The sequence below is a fragment of the Salmonella sp. SAL04213 genome (assembly GCF_046550535.1).
Classification (GTDB): Bacteria; Pseudomonadota; Gammaproteobacteria; order Enterobacterales; family Enterobacteriaceae; genus Salmonella; species Salmonella enterica.
This window is the reverse complement of sequence record NZ_JBGDXS010000001.1, coordinates 298,563-315,532: the sequence shown is the minus strand read 5'-3', so window position 1 is coordinate 315,532 and position 16,970 is coordinate 298,563. Positions and strand designations below refer to the sequence as shown.

Annotated in this window: 12 protein-coding genes; 10 read left to right on the top strand and 2 right to left on the bottom strand. The window is 51.3% G+C overall.

Annotation, left to right across the window (positions count from 1 at the left end; genetic code table 11):
• Positions 1-239: 239 nt before the first annotated feature.
• Entirely contained in the window at positions 240-1,676 is a 1,437-nt protein-coding gene (locus ACLJPQ_RS01640) for an alanine/glycine:cation symporter family protein (RefSeq protein ID WP_080184692.1), read from the top strand.
• A 77-nt stretch (positions 1,677-1,753) separates the two neighbouring features.
• Here the strand turns inward: ACLJPQ_RS01640 and pncB are convergent, their stop codons facing one another.
• Entirely contained in the window at positions 1,754-2,956 is a 1,203-nt protein-coding gene (gene pncB, locus ACLJPQ_RS01635) for a nicotinate phosphoribosyltransferase (RefSeq protein ID WP_000191404.1), read from the bottom strand.
• A 266-nt stretch (positions 2,957-3,222) separates the two neighbouring features.
• Here pncB and pepN point away from each other — a divergent pair, with 266 nt between their 5' ends.
• The 3 genes from pepN to zapC all read left to right on the top strand — a co-directional run bounded on the left by pepN (position 3,223) and on the right by zapC (position 7,761).
• On the top strand, positions 3,223-5,835 hold the full coding sequence (gene pepN / locus ACLJPQ_RS01630) for an aminopeptidase N (RefSeq protein ID WP_080184691.1): 2,613 nt from the start codon (positions 3,223-3,225) through the stop codon (positions 5,833-5,835).
• A 207-nt stretch (positions 5,836-6,042) separates the two neighbouring features.
• Complete coding sequence (gene pyrD / locus ACLJPQ_RS01625) at positions 6,043-7,053, top strand: quinone-dependent dihydroorotate dehydrogenase (RefSeq protein ID WP_000291723.1); 1,011 nt, start codon at positions 6,043-6,045, stop codon at positions 7,051-7,053.
• A gap of 165 nt (positions 7,054-7,218) precedes the next feature.
• Entirely contained in the window at positions 7,219-7,761 is a 543-nt protein-coding gene (zapC, locus tag ACLJPQ_RS01620) for a cell division protein ZapC (RefSeq protein WP_001220671.1), read from the top strand.
• Here zapC and ACLJPQ_RS01615 read toward each other — a convergent pair.
• A complete protein-coding gene (locus ACLJPQ_RS01615; protein WP_000224079.1) occupies positions 7,758-8,867 on the bottom strand; it encodes a YcbX family protein in 1,110 nt (369 codons plus the stop codon). The two genes, zapC and ACLJPQ_RS01615, sit on opposite strands and share 4 nt — an antisense overlap.
• A gap of 98 nt (positions 8,868-8,965) precedes the next feature.
• On the opposite strand from ACLJPQ_RS01615, the gene rlmKL reads away from it, so the two are divergent.
• From rlmKL to rmf, 6 genes are all read left to right on the top strand, one after another.
• Positions 8,966-11,074 carry a bifunctional 23S rRNA (guanine(2069)-N(7))-methyltransferase RlmK/23S rRNA (guanine(2445)-N(2))-methyltransferase RlmL gene (rlmKL, locus tag ACLJPQ_RS01610; protein WP_080184690.1) on the top strand — a complete coding sequence of 703 codons (2,109 nt, stop codon included), beginning with the start codon at positions 8,966-8,968 and terminating at the stop codon, positions 11,072-11,074.
• A 12-nt stretch (positions 11,075-11,086) separates the two neighbouring features.
• Positions 11,087-12,994: an ABC transporter ATP-binding protein gene (locus tag ACLJPQ_RS01605; protein ID WP_000053051.1), complete on the top strand. Its 1,908-nt coding sequence runs from the start codon at positions 11,087-11,089 to the stop codon at positions 12,992-12,994.
• 14 nt (positions 12,995-13,008) lie between these two features.
• Positions 13,009-14,262, top strand: a complete 1,254-nt coding sequence (gene pqiA, locus ACLJPQ_RS01600) for a membrane integrity-associated transporter subunit PqiA (RefSeq protein WP_000333152.1) — start codon at positions 13,009-13,011, stop codon at positions 14,260-14,262.
• Between the two features lie 4 nt (positions 14,263-14,266).
• Positions 14,267-15,907, top strand: a complete 1,641-nt coding sequence (gene pqiB, locus ACLJPQ_RS01595) for an intermembrane transport protein PqiB (RefSeq protein ID WP_000433414.1) — start codon at positions 14,267-14,269, stop codon at positions 15,905-15,907.
• Positions 15,904-16,467: a membrane integrity-associated transporter subunit PqiC gene (gene pqiC, locus ACLJPQ_RS01590; protein WP_000759136.1), complete on the top strand. Its 564-nt coding sequence runs from the start codon at positions 15,904-15,906 to the stop codon at positions 16,465-16,467. Before pqiB ends, pqiC begins: the two co-directional genes overlap by 4 nt.
• Positions 16,468-16,722: 255 nt before the next feature.
• A complete protein-coding gene (gene rmf, locus ACLJPQ_RS01585) occupies positions 16,723-16,890 on the top strand; it encodes a ribosome modulation factor (RefSeq protein WP_001537784.1) in 168 nt (55 codons plus the stop codon).
• Positions 16,891-16,970 lie beyond the last annotated feature (80 nt).

The following is a 16,970-nucleotide window of genomic DNA, read 5'->3' as shown; positions in this document are numbered from 1 at the left end:
CGACTAAAAAATTAGATAATAAAGGCAGCATGTAAAAAACGCGTTTTTTATACGCATAATAAACCTAATGCAGGAAGCAAAACTTCATAACAATATACCATTAAAACGGCATTTAGTGAGTAAGGGATGCTCCTACCCGCTGACTTTCCAGTTTAGTGTTTTTGGCAAAATTCAGGATTACGCTGAACTGGAAAGATTATTTCTGAGACTGAACGAATTAATTTAAATCCGAGGTCATTATGTTAGAGCAACTTTCACAACTCTTTGAATTTCTATGGGGTGGCCCATTATTTTTGTGTGTCATCGGCATTGGCTTTTATTTTACAGTACGCCTCAAATTTTTCCAGATTATCAATTTAAAAGAAATTTACCGTAATACAATTGGTACACTTGCCGGAAAAAATAAACAAAACACTACTGGCGAGGCAGCGTCTAAAAAATCCTTAAAATCAATAGAGGTGGCTGCCACTGTGCTATCCGGCTCATTAGGCGCGGGAACGATCGCAGGTGTTGCTGCGGCTATTGCGGTTGGCGGACCTGGGGCAATTTTCTGGATGTGGATCATTGCGGTCGTGGGTATGATGACCAAAATGGTTGAAGTGACGCTGGCGGTGAAATACCGAAGTAAAGGTGAGAATGGCGAATATTATGGCGGCCCAATGCATTATATTAAGAAAGGGCTCAATAAAAAATGGCATCCCCTGGCAGGATTATATGCGTTTGCATTAATGATTCTGGTTATTACGGATGCCTGTTTTGTGCAAACTAATACGATGGCGGCGGTCATTCACTATACGTTTGACATCCCAACAAGCGTCATTGGGGGATTTATTGTCATCGTAGGCGCGTTGGTTATTTTAAAAGGACTCGCCAGTCTTGGTAAATTCTGTACGATTGCACTTCCACCGATCACCATTGCCTATTTCATTGGTGCCGCTGGTGTAGTGGTATTGAATATCGAGGCTATCCCACAGGTTATAAAAAGTATTTTCTATTATGCCTTTGCCCCTGCGCCAGCAGCCGGTGGCTTTGTCGGGTCAACCATCATGATGGCCATCAGTAAAGGAGCCAGTCGCGGAATATTCACTAACGAAGCCGGCATGGGTACCTCGGCCACAGTACATGCTACTGCCAACGTGGATTATGCTTTCCGTCAGGGAATGTGGGGGGCAGTGGAAGTATTTTTTGTTTCAATGATTACCTGTAACTTTACCGCATTTGCTGTACTTGCTTCTGGTATGTGGACAGACGCCAGTTATCAAGGTATTCAGATTATCTTTGCCGCCTTAAAAGAAACATGGCATCCGATTATTGTTCAGGTTCTCTGTCTCGGTGTGGTGTTGATTCTGTTTACTTCTTATCTTGGTTCATATATTAAATTTCGCACTTCAATAAACTATATCTTTGGCGATAAGCTAGAACGCATCATTAAATGGCTATATTTTTTGCCGCCACTGATTGCCGTTAATATGGAAATCCCGGTAATCTGGTTAATGGCTGATATTGCTGTCGGTTTTCTGGTTATCCCCAACGTAATTGCTCTGTTCTTGCTGCGTAAAGAATTTATTAGCGAATTCAATATATTCAGAACGCGTACACAGCGGGACACTAATTCTGTAAAAACAACGCAAATCACGCACGTAAATATGTCGAAGAGTGAAGGGAAAGAGGAGTAACCATCGCGGCCAGAACAGGTAAGATGGTCAGAAGAGTAACAAAGCGCCCACTTTCCGGGCGCTTCGCACAGGCATGGTTAACTTGCTTTACGCACCTGCGGGAGATCGAACGCTTTACGCAGCGCGCGCACAAACGCTTTATCATGACAGATCGTTTTACCGGGGCTGTCGGAAAGTTTAGCCACCGGCTTTCCGTTACATTCCACGAGCTTAATCACGATATTGAGCGGTTTTACCTGAGGGATATCACAGGTCAGGCGGGTACCGATGCCGAAGCTTAACTGCACGCGAGACGCGAAATGGCGATAGAGCTCGACCGCCTTTGGCAGATCAAGGTTATCTGAAAAGACCAGCGTTTTTGTCAGCGGATCAATCCCCAGCTTTTCATAATGGGCAATCGCCTTTTCGCCCCATGCGACAGGGTCTCCTGAGTCGTGGCGTAACCCCTGATAACGGCTGGCGAATTCAATGCCGAAATCGCGTAAAAACGCATCCATTGTAATGCAATCTGTCAATGCGATACCAAGCTGGTCCGGATATTCGTTAAGCCAGGCGGCCAACGCGGCACGCTGGCTGGTCGCCAGGTCCGGACTGATTTGTTGATGCGCCTGGAACCATTCGTGCGCCTGAGTGCCCATCGGCGTCAGCGCCAGGCGACGCGCGAGATCATAGTTGCTGGTGCCGACGAACCATGACTCCTGCTGGAGACGTTTAACTATCGCCTGCTGCACTTCACGAGAGAAACGGCGGCGGGTGCCGAAGTCCATCAGGTGGAAGCGGGACATATCGAGATTGGCGGTTAACGCAGTGAAATCAACCAGCTTACTTTCCAGCGCGTCGAGCGCCTGATCAACACCCGCGTTTGGCGAGCGGTAGTGATGAACCAGCTCACTGATCACGGCCAGCAGCGGCACTTCCCACATAATGACTTCACGCCACGGGCCGGTTAAGCGAATATTCAGCTTGCCGTTATCGTTGGTGACACAGACTTGAGCCGGGTTATAGCGAAACTCGCGTAACCAGTTCAGATAATCCGGTTTAAAAAAGGGCAGGCCGGAGAGCCACTGGAACTCGTCCTCCTGGAGGCGCAGGTGCTGCATCGCGTCCACCTGCTCGCGAATAGCATCGGCATAAATACCCAGCAGGTCGTCGCCACGGCAACGAAACTCAGCCGCTACCTGCACATCATAGTAGTGGTGAAAAACGGCTTGCTGCATATGCAACTTATAAGCATCTGTATCCAGCAACGAGTGCAGAACAGGAGAAGCGAATTGTGTCATAGGTGCGCTGTTGCGTCCTCTCACGGGAGCGTTTAGTACAATAAACAACTAAGAAAACCGCTGGAGTATACCTTGTTTAGCGATTTATTGAACCCCGATCACACCATAAGCTGTCTTTAGGGTCGAGCGCATTTCGTGCCCCATGTTATAAAAATGTAGCAAATAGGCCGTTTGTGCCTGAAAAGATGAACATTCTGCGTAGCGCGATTTGCGCAACAGGAATAGACTGGAGTCGACACTCTACACAAAGATGCGAAAGGTTTTTTATGACACAACAGCCACAAGCCAAATACCGCCATGACTATCGCGCGCCGGATTACCAGATTACTGATATTGACTTGACCTTTGACCTCGATGCCGAAAAAACCGTGGTCACCGCAATAAGCCAGGCTGTTCGTCATGGCGCGCCTGATGCGCCTCTTCGCCTTGATGGGGAAGATTTAACGCTGGTATCTATCCACGTCAACGATGCGCCGTGGACAGCATATAAGGAAGAAGAGGGCGCGCTTATCATCAGCGACCTGCCAGAGCGTTTTACGTTACGCATTGTCAACGAGATAAGTCCGGCGGCGAATACGGCGCTGGAAGGATTGTACCAGTCCGGCGATGCGCTCTGTACCCAGTGTGAAGCGGAGGGCTTCCGCCATATTACCTGGTATCTTGACCGCCCGGACGTACTGGCGCGATTTACCACCAAAATTATTGCCGATAAAAGCAAATATCCGTTCCTGCTTTCCAATGGCAACCGTGTTGCGCAGGGTGAACTGGAGAATGGCCGTCACTGGGTTCAGTGGCAAGATCCGTTCCCGAAACCGTGTTATCTGTTTGCGCTGGTGGCCGGTGATTTTGACGTGCTGCGCGATACCTTTACCACCCGCTCCGGGCGTGAAGTCGCATTAGAACTGTACGTTGACCGTGGCAATCTGGATCGCGCGCCGTGGGCAATGACCTCGCTGAAAAATTCCATGAAATGGGATGAAACGCGTTTTGGGCTCGAATATGACCTCGACATCTATATGATTGTCGCGGTGGATTTCTTTAATATGGGCGCGATGGAGAATAAAGGTCTCAATATCTTTAACTCCAAATACGTGCTGGCGCGAACCGATACCGCGACGGATAAAGATTATCTCGATATTGAGCGCGTGATAGGTCATGAGTATTTCCACAACTGGACCGGCAACCGCGTCACCTGCCGCGACTGGTTCCAGTTGAGCCTGAAAGAGGGGCTAACCGTGTTCCGCGATCAGGAGTTTAGCTCTGATTTGGGGTCACGCGCGGTGAACCGCATCAGTAACGTGCGTACCATGCGCGGTTTACAATTCGCGGAAGACGCCAGCCCGATGGCGCATCCTATCCGCCCGGATAAAGTAATCGAAATGAATAACTTCTACACCCTCACCGTTTATGAAAAGGGTGCGGAAGTCATTCGCATGATCCACACGTTGCTGGGTGAGGAAAATTTCCAGAAGGGGATGCAGCTTTATTTTGAGCGCCATGACGGCAGCGCCGCGACGTGTGATGACTTCGTACAGGCGATGGAAGATGCTTCTAATGTCGATTTGTCCCATTTCCGCCGCTGGTACAGTCAGTCCGGCACGCCGATTGTAACGGTAAAAGATGATTATAATCCGGAAACCGAGCAGTACACGTTGACCATCAGCCAGCGCACTCCGGCGACGGCGGATCAGGCGGAGAAGCAGCCGCTGCATATTCCATTCGCCATCGAACTGTACGATAACGAAGGCAACGTCATTCCGTTGCAAAAAGGTGGTCACCCGGTCAACGCCGTGCTGAACGTCACTCAGGCGGAGCAGACATTTACCTTCGATAATGTTTACTTCCAGCCTGTTCCGGCCTTGCTGTGCGAGTTTTCAGCGCCGGTGAAACTGGAATATAAATGGAGCGATCAGCAGTTGACGTTCCTGATGCGCCATGCGCGCAATGATTTCTCCCGTTGGGATGCGGCGCAAAGTCTGTTGGCCACATACATTAAACTGAATGTGGCGCGTCATCAGCAGGGGCAACCGCTATCGCTTCCGGTGCATGTCGCTGATGCGTTCCGCGCAGTACTGTTGGATGAGAAAATCGATCCGGCGTTGGCCGCAGAAATTTTAACGCTGCCTTCGGCCAATGAAATTGCGGAGCTGTTTGAGGTCATTGACCCGATCGCCATTGCGCAAGTTCGTGAAGCGCTAACGCGTACGCTGGCGGCAGAACTGGCGGATGAGTTCCTGGCTATCTATAACGCCAATCATGTGGATGAGTATCGTGTTGATCACGGCGATATCGGTAAGCGCACGCTGCGCAATGCTTGCCTGCGCTTCCTGGCGTTCGGCGAGACGGAGCTGGCTAATACGCTGGTCAGCAAACAGTATCGCGACGCCAATAATATGACCGATGCGCTGGCGGCCCTGTCTGCTGCGGTGGCGGCGCAATTGCCGTGCCGCGATACGCTGATGCAGGAGTATGACGATAAGTGGCATCAGGACGGCCTGGTGATGGATAAATGGTTTATCCTGCAATCCACAAGCCCGGCGGAAAATGTACTGGAAACCGTACGCGGCCTGCTCAAACACCGTTCTTTCAGTATGAGCAACCCGAACCGCATCCGTTCATTAATTGGCGCGTTTGCTGGCAGCAACCCGGCGGCGTTCCATGCGCAAGACGGTAGCGGATACCAGTTCCTGGTCGAGATGCTGACCGATCTGAATAGCCGTAACCCGCAGGTAGCATCTCGCCTCATTGAACCGCTGATTCGTCTGAAACGTTATGATGATAAGCGTCAGGAGAAAATGCGCGCGGCGCTGGAGCAGTTAAAAGGGCTGGAGAATCTTTCCGGCGATCTGTACGAGAAGATAACTAAAGCGTTAGCCTGACAGTATCCGTTATAAAGAGGTAAGACATGCCCGGTAAGCGTTAGCGCTGCCGGGCATTTTTTTGCCGGACGATGACGCTCGCTGGCGAAACGTGAAGTGAGAATGAAGGAAAACGATTGCTATTTATTGCCGTAGGTCAATTCCCTTTTGCCTTGTTATCGCCCATAATACGCCCCCGGTTTGCACACCGGGAATCCAGGAGAGTTCATGTACTATCCCTTCGTTCGTAAAGCCCTTTTCCAGCTCGATCCAGAGCGCGCTCATGAATTTACATTTCAACAATTACGCCGCATTACAGGTACGCCGCTGGAAGCGCTGGTGCGCCAGAAAGTACCGACAAAGCCGGTTACCTGCATGGGACTTACCTTTAAAAATCCACTGGGGCTGGCTGCCGGTCTGGATAAAGACGGGGAGTGCATCGACGCGTTAGGCGCGATGGGGTTTGGCTCCCTGGAAATCGGCACCGTGACGCCGCGCCCACAGCCGGGTAACGATAAGCCGCGTCTTTTTCGTCTGGTGGATGCTGAAGGTCTGATCAATCGGATGGGCTTTAATAATCTGGGCGTCGATAACCTGGTCGAGAATGTTAAAAAAGCCCATTTTGATGGTATTCTGGGAATTAACATCGGTAAAAATAAAGATACGCCTGTCGAAAATGGCAAAGATGACTACCTGATTTGTATGGAAAAAGTCTATGCTTATGCGGGTTATATCGCCATTAATATTTCTTCGCCGAATACGCCAGGGCTACGGACGCTCCAGTATGGCGATGCGCTGGACGATCTGTTAACTGCCATTAAAAATAAGCAAAACGATCTTCAGGCGATCCACCATAAATATGTGCCGGTGGCAGTAAAGATCGCGCCGGATCTTTGTGAAGAGGAATTGATCCAGGTTGCCGATAGCCTGCTTCGTCATAATATTGATGGAGTGATTGCGACAAATACCACCCTCGATCGTTCTCTGGTACAAGGAATGAAAAATTGCCAGCAAACGGGGGGATTAAGTGGCCGGCCATTACAATTAAAAAGCACAGAAATTATTCGCCGTTTATCCCAGGAGTTAAAAGGACAATTGCCTATTATCGGCGTCGGCGGCATTGACTCAGTTATCGCCGCGCGCGAGAAGATAGCGGCAGGAGCTACGCTGGTACAAATTTATTCCGGCTTTATTTTTAAAGGCCCGCCATTGATTAAAGAAATCGTAACGCACATCTAAACTTTAGCCTTTATCAGACAACCAGGGCTTTATTTCCGGCGCTGGTTGTTTTATATTTCTCCACTGTTGCTTATTTAGACATTTTAGGCTTTTATTATTGGGGTAATAAACGAAGCGGCAAAAGGACAATGCTGTTACGAGTTGCTTAAAAGCGGGAGAGAGGTAATGCGAATTAAACCTGACGATAACTGGCGCTGGTATTATGATGAAGAGCACGATCGTATGATGCTCGATCTCGCCAATGGTATGCTTTTTCGCTCGCGCTTCTCTCGTAAAATGCTTACGCCGGACGCGTTTTGCCCGACCGGTTTTTGTGTGGATGATGCCGCGCTCTATTTTTCCTTTGAAGAAAAATGCCGGGATTTCGAATTAACCAAAGAGCAACGCGCGGAGTTGGTGTTGAATGCGCTGGTGGCGATTCGCTATCTCAAACCGCAGATGCCAAAAAGCTGGCATTTTGTAGCGCATGGCGAAATGTGGACCCCAGGAACGGGTGATGCCGCAAGCGTCTGGTTAAGCGATACGGCGGAACAGGTTAATTTGCTGGTCGTTGAGCCGGGAGAAAATGCCGCGTTGTGTCTGCTGGCCCAGCCGGGTGTGGTGATAGCAGGCCGAACCATGCAGCTTGGCGATGCGATTAAAATTATGAACGACAGGCTGAAACCGCAGGTTCACTGTCACAGTTTCAGCCTTGAACAAGCGGTTTAATTTTCCAGTCGTAACGCGGTCTTAGGCACGCAGCTACAGCTCAGAATCGTACCATCGTCACCCATAGCCGATTTTTTCAGCGGACTTACTTCGCCTTCCAGCAAACGTATCCGGCAGCAACCACAGATACCAGCCCGGCAAGAATACGGAATACGAATCCCCTGATTCTCCAACTGTTCCAGTAGTACCTGTTGATTATTCCCGCAGAAGGTTTGCCCCTGCCAGTCGATGGTTACACTCGCGTCCGGGTGTTTATCTGGCGTAACGCTGTCGTCGACCGTTGTGGCGCCATAAGCTTTTGCCGGAGCTGTCGCCAGAATCTCCACTTCATCGCCGACGCGAACGACGCCGCTATTGCGGGCAATCAGATTCTGACCGAAATCCACATCGCCATTGTCCTGGGCGGTACGAAAAGCTTGCAGTGTCGCCAGCGGTTCTCCGGAAGGATGTTTTTGCCCCTTTTCAGGGCTGACGGTTGTAAAAATACAGCGGCTACAGGGCTTCACGACGTCAAAAATCACATCGCCAATGCGAAGCACTTTCCAGCTATCTTCCTCCCAGGCCGCTACGCCGGAAACCACTAAGTTTGGGCGAAATTGTTCCATTTGTACGCCTGCCGGACAACGCTGTTGCAGATCGCGCAGCGAGGCTTCGTTGGTCAATAAATACGGGTAGCCATCGGCAAATCCCAGCGGCACCGCGTTATGTCGTTTGACCCGGCGCGTCAACTGCGGCCCAACCCAGCGCAACTGGACATCGCGGGAGAAAAAGCCGCTCAACCATTGATTAATCGCCGTCGGGGCGACGCGAGCGGTAAAATGGTTTCCCCAGACCTCGGTCGGCGCATCCTGCGGGGTGAAATCCGTAAAGCGAACCAGCGCGCTACTGCCGTCTGGCGCGGTCAAATGGAGGCCGTCGTGTAAGGGAGAAGGGGTAAAACGTACCATTTGTGGAAACTGGCGGGCGGTAATAAATGTGCCGTCAGGCTCGGTCACCATGAAGATGCGATCAAAAGCCAGGCCGCTGATATCTGCCAGCGCATGAGTCAGGCCAATGCCGCGCATGGATTTGACCGGATGAATAAAGAGCCGTGATAACGTCGCCACCGTACAGTCCCTCAAATGAAAATAAGCCTTCAACTTTATGACATGGGCGTGAGATTAGCTATAATGCGCAACAATTTTCTTAGCGTAAAAGTGACAATATGAATTCTCTGTTTGCCAGTACGGCCCGCGGGCTGGAAGAGCTGTTAAAAACTGAACTGGAAAAACTGGGCGCCGTAGGGTGTCAGGTTGTTCAGGGTGGGGTCCATTTTCAGGGCGACACGCGGCTTATTTACCAGAGCCTGATGTGGAGCCGCCTGGCCTCGCGTATTATCCTGCCGATGGGTGAGTGCAAGGTCTACAGCGATCTCGATCTTTACCTCGGCGTTCAGGCGATAAACTGGACAGAGATTTTTAATCCTGGCGCGACGTTTGCGGTGCATTTCAGCGGCCTGAACGACACCATCCGTAATAGTCAGTATGGCGCGATGAAAGTTAAAGACGCGATTGTCGATGCGTTTACGCGGAAAAATCTTCCGCGTCCAAATGTGGACCGCGAATCGCCGGACCTCCGTATTAACGTCTGGCTGAATAAAGAAACTGCCAGCATTGCGCTGGATCTCAGTGGTGATGGCCTGCACCTGCGCGGTTATCGCGATCGCACCGGGCTGGCGCCAATTAAAGAGACGCTGGCGGCAGCGATTGTTATGCGCTCCGGCTGGCAACCAGGTACGCCGCTGCTCGACCCTATGTGTGGTTCGGGGACACTGTTGATTGAGGCCGCGATGTGGGCGACCGATCGCGCGCCGGGACTGCACCGTGGTCACTGGGGATTTAGCGGCTGGGCGCAGCATGACGAAACTATCTGGCAGGAAGTGAAAGCCGAAGCGCAGACCCGGGCGCGTAAGGGACTGGCGGAGTATTCCTCTCATTTCTACGGTTCCGACAGCGATGCGCGCGTCATTGAGCGGGCGCGCAGCAATGCCCGTCGCGCCGGTATCGGCGAGCTTATCACCTTTGAAGTGAAAGATGTGGCGCAACTGAGTAATCCATTGCCGAAAGGCCCGTATGGTACGGTGATCAGTAACCCGCCTTACGGCGAACGTCTGGACAGCGAACCGGCGCTGATTGCGTTGCACAGCCTGCTGGGCCGTACCATGAAAAATCAGTTTGGCGGCTGGAACCTGTCGCTGTTCAGCGCTTCGCCCGATCTGCTGGGCAGCCTGCAATTACGTGCCGACAAACAGTTTAAAGCCAAGAATGGCCCGCTGGACTGCGTGCAGAAAAACTATCATATTGCGGAAACCACGGCGGACAGTAAGCCGGCGACGGTGGCGGAAGATTACGCTAATCGCCTGCGTAAAAATCTTAAAAAGCTGGAGAAATGGGCGCGCCAGGAAAGGATTGAATGCTATCGCTTGTATGATGCCGACCTGCCGGAATATAACGTGGCGGTAGACCGTTACGGCGACTGGGCGGTGATTCAGGAATATGCGCCGCCGAAAACGGTGGATGCGCAAAAAGCGCGGCAACGTCTGTTCGATATTATTGCGGCAACCTTGTCAGTGCTCGGTATTGCGCCGAATAAACTGGTGTTAAAAACCCGCGAACGGCAAAAAGGAAAAAACCAGTATCAGAAAATGAGCGAGAAGGGCGAGTTCCTTGAGGTCAGCGAATATAATGCGCGCTTATGGGTAAATCTGACGGATTATCTCGACACCGGTCTGTTCCTCGATCACCGTATTGCCCGCAGAATGCTGGGAGAAATGAGCAAAGGCAAAGATTTCCTGAATCTCTTTTCTTATACCGGCAGCGCCAGTGTACATGCGGGTCTGGGCGGCGCGCGCAGCACCACAACGGTGGATATGTCCCGCACCTATCTGGAGTGGGCCGAACGTAATTTGCGTCTGAACGGACTGAGCGGCCGCGCGCATCGCCTGATTCAGGCCGACTGCCTGGGCTGGCTGCGCGAAGCGAATGAACAGTTCGATTTGATCTTTATCGATCCGCCGACGTTCTCTAACTCAAAACGTATGGAAGAGTCGTTTGATGTTCAGCGCGATCATGTCGCGGTAATGAAAGATTTAAAACGCCTGCTGCGTAAAGGCGGCACCATCATGTTCTCAAATAATAAGCGCGGATTCCGTATGGATCTGGAAGGGCTGGCGGAACTGGGGCTTACCGCACAAGAAATTACGCAAAAAACGCTCTCCCCGGATTTTGCCCGTAACCGTCAGATTCATAACTGCTGGCTGATCCGCGCCGCCTGAAAGGAAAAGTAAATGTCATTAATCAGTATGCATGGCGCATGGCTGTCGTTCAGCGACGCGCCGCTTCTCGATAACGCAGAGTTGCATATCGAAGATAACGAACGCGTCTGTCTGGTGGGGCGTAACGGCGCCGGGAAATCCACCTTGATGAAGATCCTCAACCGCGAACAGGGTCTGGACGATGGGCGTATTATTTATGAGCAGGATCTGATCGTCGCGCGTCTGCAACAGGACCCGCCCCGTAATATTGCGGGCAGCGTCTATGACTTTGTCGCCGAAGGTATCGAAGAACAAGCGGAATACCTCAAGCGCTATCATGAGATTTCCCGTCTGGTAATGACCGATCCCAGCGAGAAAAACCTCAATGAAATGGCGCGCGTACAGGAACAGCTCGATCATCATAATCTGTGGCAGCTGGAAAACCGTATTAATGAAGTGCTGGAGCAGCTTGGACTCGATCCTAACGCCGCGCTGTCGTCGCTCTCCGGCGGCTGGCTGCGTAAAGCCGCGCTGGGTCGGGCGCTGGTCAGCAATCCGCGCGTATTGTTACTGGATGAACCGACTAACCATCTGGATATCGAAACTATCGACTGGCTGGAAGGGTTTCTGAAAACCTTTAACGGAACGATTATTTTTATCTCTCACGATCGTTCGTTTATTCGCAATATGGCAACCCGCATTGTCGATCTCGATCGTGGCAAACTGGTCACCTATCCGGGAAATTACGATCAATACCTGCTGGAGAAAGAAGAAGCGCTGCGCGTAGAAGAATTACAAAACGCGGAATTTGATCGCAAACTGGCGCAGGAAGAAGTCTGGATTCGCCAGGGTATCAAGGCGCGCCGCACCCGTAATGAAGGGCGCGTGCGGGCGTTAAAAGCGATGCGTCGTGAACGCAGCGAGCGCCGGGAAGTGATGGGCACGGCGAAGATGCAGGTCGAAGAGGCGACGCGCTCCGGTAAAATCGTTTTTGAGATGGAAAACGTCGATTACCAGGTAGAAGGAAAACAACTGGTAAAAGATTTCTCCGCTCAGGTACAGCGCGGCGACAAGATTGCGTTAATTGGCCCGAACGGCTGCGGTAAAACCACGCTACTGAAACTGATGCTGGGACAGCTTCAGGCTGACAGCGGGCGCATTCACGTGGGAACGAAGCTGGAAGTCGCCTACTTCGATCAGCATCGCGCCGAACTGGATCCGGAAAAAACCGTGATGGATAACCTTGCGGAAGGCAAGCAAGAGGTGATGGTAAACGGTAAGCCGCGCCATGTACTGGGCTATTTGCAGGACTTCCTGTTTCACCCCAAACGGGCGATGACGCCCGTCCGCGCGCTTTCCGGCGGCGAACGTAACCGTCTGCTGCTGGCACGACTGTTCCTCAAGCCGAGCAATCTTTTAATTCTCGATGAACCAACGAACGATCTTGACGTCGAAACGCTGGAACTATTAGAAGAATTAATTGATGGCTATCAGGGCACGGTACTACTGGTCAGCCACGATCGGCAATTTGTCGATAATACCGTGACGGAATGCTGGATTTTCGAGGGCGGCGGCAAAATCGGACGTTATATCGGCGGCTACCATGATGCGCGTGCGCAGCAAGAGCAGCATCTGGCGACGAAACAGCCGATGGCGAAAAAAAATGAGGAAGTTATTGCCCCTAAAGCAGAAATTGTAAAACGTGGCAGTAGCAAACTAAGCTATAAACTGCAGCGCGAGCTGGAGCAGTTACCCGGTCAGCTTGAAGACCTGGAAGCGAAGCTGGAAGCGCTACAGGCGCAGGTTGCGGATGCGGCCTTTTTTAGCCAACCCCATGAGCAAACGCAGAAAGTTCTGGCCGATTTAAGTCAGGCGGAGCAAGAACTTGAGCAAGCCTTCGAACGTTGGGAGTATCTTGAAGGCCTGAAAAACGGGGCATAACGAAAGGAGCGCCTATGTGTGAACATCACCATGCTGCGAAGCACATATTGTGCCCGCAATGCGACATGCTGGTGGCTTTACCCCGCCTCTCGCATGGGCAAAAAGCAGCATGTCCACGATGCGGCGCAACGTTAACGACCGAGTGGGACGCGCCCCGGCAGCGTCCTACCGCCTATGCGTTAGCGGCACTATTTATGTTGCTGCTTTCTAACCTTTTTCCCTTCGTGAATATGAATGTCGCGGGCGTCACCAGCGAAGTCACGCTTCTGGAAATCCCCGGCGTCATGTTTTCTGAAGATTACGCCAGCCTCGGCACGTTCTTTTTATTATTTGTCCAACTGGTGCCGGCATTTTGCCTGGTGACCATTCTATTACTTGTCAACCGCGCCAGTCTGCCGTTGTCGGTAAAAAAAACGCTGGCAAGGATCTTTTTCCTCCTCAAATCGTGGGGAATGGCGGAAATATTTCTCGCCGGGGTGTTGGTCAGTTTTGTTAAGCTGATGGCCTACGGCGATATCGGCATCGGCAGCAGTTTTATTCCCTGGTGCTTATTTTGTCTCGTTCAACTGCGGGCGTTCCAGTGTGTCGATCGCCGCTGGTTGTGGGATGATATCGCCCCGCAGCCTGCACTGGCGCAGCCGTTAACGCCGGGGATTACCGGTATCCGGCAGTCTTTGCGTTCTTGCGCCTGCTGTACGGCGATCCTGCCTGCGGAGAGTCTCGTCTGTCCGCGTTGCCATACGAAAGGCTATGTCCGGCGTAAAAACAGTTTGCAGTGGACGCTGGCGTTATTATTTACCTCGATCATGCTTTATCTGCCCGCCAATATTTTGCCGATTATGATTACTGACTTACTGGGCTCGAAAATGCCGTCGACCATTCTGGCTGGCGTGATTTTGCTGTGGAGCGAGGGGTCTTATCCGGTGGCGGCGGTTATCTTTCTCGCCAGTATTATGGTGCCGACGCTAAAAATGATCGCCATTGCCTGGCTTTGTTGGGATGCGAAAGGCCACGGTAAGCGCGACAGTGAACGGATGCATTTTATTTATGAAGTAGTGGAGTTTGTGGGGCGCTGGTCAATGATTGATGTCTTTGTCATTGCCGTACTCTCTGCGCTGGTGCGCATGGGAGGGTTAATGAATATTTATCCTGCGATGGGTGCGTTGATGTTTGCTTTAGTCGTCATAATGACAATGTTTTCTGCGATGACCTTTGATCCGCGTCTGTCGTGGGATCGTGAATACGAACCAGGCCATGAGGAGTCCTGATAGCATGGAACCTAAAAAAGGGGAAGCCAAAGTACAAAAGGTGAAAAATTGGTCGCCTGTCTGGATATTCCCGATTGTTACTGCGCTTATCGGAGCCTGGATTCTGTTTTATCACTACAGCCACCAGGGACCGGAAGTTACCTTAATTACCACCAATGCGGAAGGCATTGAAGGCGGAAAAACGACGATCAAAAGTCGCAGCGTGGATGTCGGCGTGGTTGAAAGCGCGACGCTGACTGACGATCTGACCCATGTACAAATCAAAGCGCGGCTTCATTCCGGTATGGAAAAGTTGCTGCATAAAGACTCGGTATTTTGGGTCGTAAAACCGCAGGTGGGGCGTGAAGGCATCAGCGGGCTTGGGACGTTGTTATCAGGCGCGTATATTGAACTACAACCAGGAAGTAAGGGCAGTCAGCCGGAAAGCTATCAGCTTCTTGACTCACCGCCGTTGGCGCCGCCCGATGCCAAAGGTATTCGTGTGATTCTGGACAGCAAAAAGGCCGGTCAGCTCAGTCCTGGCGATCCCGTTCTGTTCCGGGGCTATCGGGTAGGATCCGTTGAAACTAGCTCTTTCGATCCGCAAAAACGGACAATGAGTTATCAGTTGTTCATTAAGGCGCCAAACGATCGATTGGTCACCAGTAATGTCCGATTCTGGAAAGATAGCGGTATCGCTGTGGATCTGACATCGGCGGGAATGCGCGTGGAAATGGGATCGTTGACGACGTTGTTTGGCGGCGGCGTGAGTTTTGATGTGCCGGAAGGACTTGAGCAGGGGCAACCCGTCGCCGAAAAAACGGCGTTTAATCTCTACGACGATCAAAAAAGTATTCAGGATTCGCTGTATACCGATCATATCGATTACCTGATGTTCTTTAAAGATTCGGTGCGCGGATTACAACCCGGCGCGCCGCTGGAGTTCCGCGGTATTCGTCTGGGGACGGTAAGCAAAGTGCCTTTCTTTGCGTCTAAAATGCGCCAGGTATTTAACGACGATTACCGTATTCCTGTGCTGGTGCGCATTGAACCGGAGCGTCTGAAAGCGCAACTGGGAGAAAATGCGGATGTTGGCGCGCATTTGACGGAACTGCTTAAGCGCGGTTTACGCGCTTCGCTTAAAACCGGTAACCTGGTGACCGGGGCGCTGTATGTCGATCTGGACTTTTATCCTAAGGAGCCGCCGATTACCGGGCTACGCGAATTTGATGGTTATGAAATTATTCCCACCGTCAGCAGCGGTCTGGCGCAAATTCAACAGCGACTGGTGGAAACGTTGGATAAAATCAACAACCTGCCGTTGAATCCGATGATTGAACAAGCGACCAATACGCTGTCTGAAAGCCAGCGTACTATGCGTCGGCTGCAAACCACGCTGGATAATATGAACAAGATTACCTCCAGTCAGTCGATGCAGCAGCTTCCGGCAGATATGCAAACGACGTTACGCGAACTTAACCGCAGTATGCAAGGCTTCCAGCCTGGATCGGCGGCGTATAACAAAATGGTGGCGGATATGCAGCGTCTCGATCAGGTGCTTCGTGAGTTACAACCGGTGTTGAAAACTCTGAACGAGAAGAGCAACGCGCTGGTATTTGAAGCGAAGGATAAAAAAGATCCTGAGCCTAAGAGGGCGAAACAATGAAAAAATGGCTAGTCGTGATAATGGCGTTCTGGCTGGCGTCATGTAGCTCCGGCGGAGAGAATAAAAGCTATTATCAGCTCCCGATAGCGCAAAGCGGTGTGCAAAGCACCGCAAGCCAGGGCAACCGTCTCTTATGGGTAGAGCAGGTTTCCGTACCTGACTATCTGGCAGGTAACGGCGTGGTGTATCAAACCAGTGATGTCCAGTATGTGATTGCCAATAACAATCTGTGGGCCAGCCCGCTGGATCAGCAATTGCGTAACACGCTGGTGGCGAATCTTAGCGCCCGGCTTCCTGGCTGGGTCGTCGCTTCCCAGCCGTTGGGAACCACCCAGGATACGTTGAACGTTACCGTAACCGGATTCCATGGACGTTACGATGGTAAGGTTATCGTCAGCGGGGAGTGGTTATTAAACCACAACGGACAACTGATTAAGCGGCCTTTCCATATCGAAGCCAGCCAGCAGAAAGATGGCTATGATGAGATGGTCAAAGTACTGGCAAGCGCATGGAGTCAGGAAGCAGCCGCTATCGCAGATGAGATAAAGCGCCTTCCCTGAGATAAAAGTAATGTAAATTTAACCGCTTCAGGTCGTGCGCCTGAGGCGGTTTTTTTATTTTTGACACCGGAAAAATAGTTGTTATGGCTCACATTTTTTGTACAAATGATTTACCGTATAGCTCACAAATATGACATTGGTGTGAATTTTGCGCATTGACGGGCGATCCATTTAGAGGTATTCGTGTAGTGTGATTGCACATTTTGTAATCACTGTTTTCTTTTCCACCAGATACAAATATGAGGGAAACGAGGCATGAAGAGACAAAAACGAGATCGCCTGGAACGGGCACATCAACGTGGATATCAGGCCGGCATCGCCGGACGATCAAAAGAAATGTGTCCCTATCAGACGCTGAATCAACGGTCATACTGGTTGGGAGGTTGGCGACAAGCCATGGAGGACAGGGCGGTAATGGCCTGATTCTGTCTCTTTAGAAAAAGAAACCTCCGCAGTGCGGAGGTTTCGCCTTTATTGGCTTTGCAAGCATGATACCGATAGCG

What these genes read in the sequence shown, in the direction of transcription:
- ACLJPQ_RS01640 (WP_080184692.1), top strand. Translation starts at nt 240, where the DNA reads ATGTTAGAGCAACTTTCACAACTCTTTGAATTTCTATGGGGTGGCCCA.
- pncB (WP_000191404.1), bottom strand. Translation starts at nt 2,956, where the DNA reads ATGACACAATTCGCTTCTCCTGTTCTGCACTCGTTGCTGGATACAGAT.
- pepN (WP_080184691.1), top strand. Translation starts at nt 3,223, where the DNA reads ATGACACAACAGCCACAAGCCAAATACCGCCATGACTATCGCGCGCCG.
- pyrD (WP_000291723.1), top strand. Translation starts at nt 6,043, where the DNA reads ATGTACTATCCCTTCGTTCGTAAAGCCCTTTTCCAGCTCGATCCAGAG.
- zapC (WP_001220671.1), top strand. Translation starts at nt 7,219, where the DNA reads ATGCGAATTAAACCTGACGATAACTGGCGCTGGTATTATGATGAAGAG.
- rlmKL (WP_080184690.1), top strand. Translation starts at nt 8,966, where the DNA reads ATGAATTCTCTGTTTGCCAGTACGGCCCGCGGGCTGGAAGAGCTGTTA.
- ACLJPQ_RS01605 (WP_000053051.1), top strand. Translation starts at nt 11,087, where the DNA reads ATGTCATTAATCAGTATGCATGGCGCATGGCTGTCGTTCAGCGACGCG.
- pqiA (WP_000333152.1), top strand. Translation starts at nt 13,009, where the DNA reads ATGTGTGAACATCACCATGCTGCGAAGCACATATTGTGCCCGCAATGC.
- pqiB (WP_000433414.1), top strand. Translation starts at nt 14,267, where the DNA reads ATGGAACCTAAAAAAGGGGAAGCCAAAGTACAAAAGGTGAAAAATTGG.
- pqiC (WP_000759136.1), top strand. Translation starts at nt 15,904, where the DNA reads ATGAAAAAATGGCTAGTCGTGATAATGGCGTTCTGGCTGGCGTCATGT.
- rmf (WP_001537784.1), top strand. Translation starts at nt 16,723, where the DNA reads ATGAAGAGACAAAAACGAGATCGCCTGGAACGGGCACATCAACGTGGA.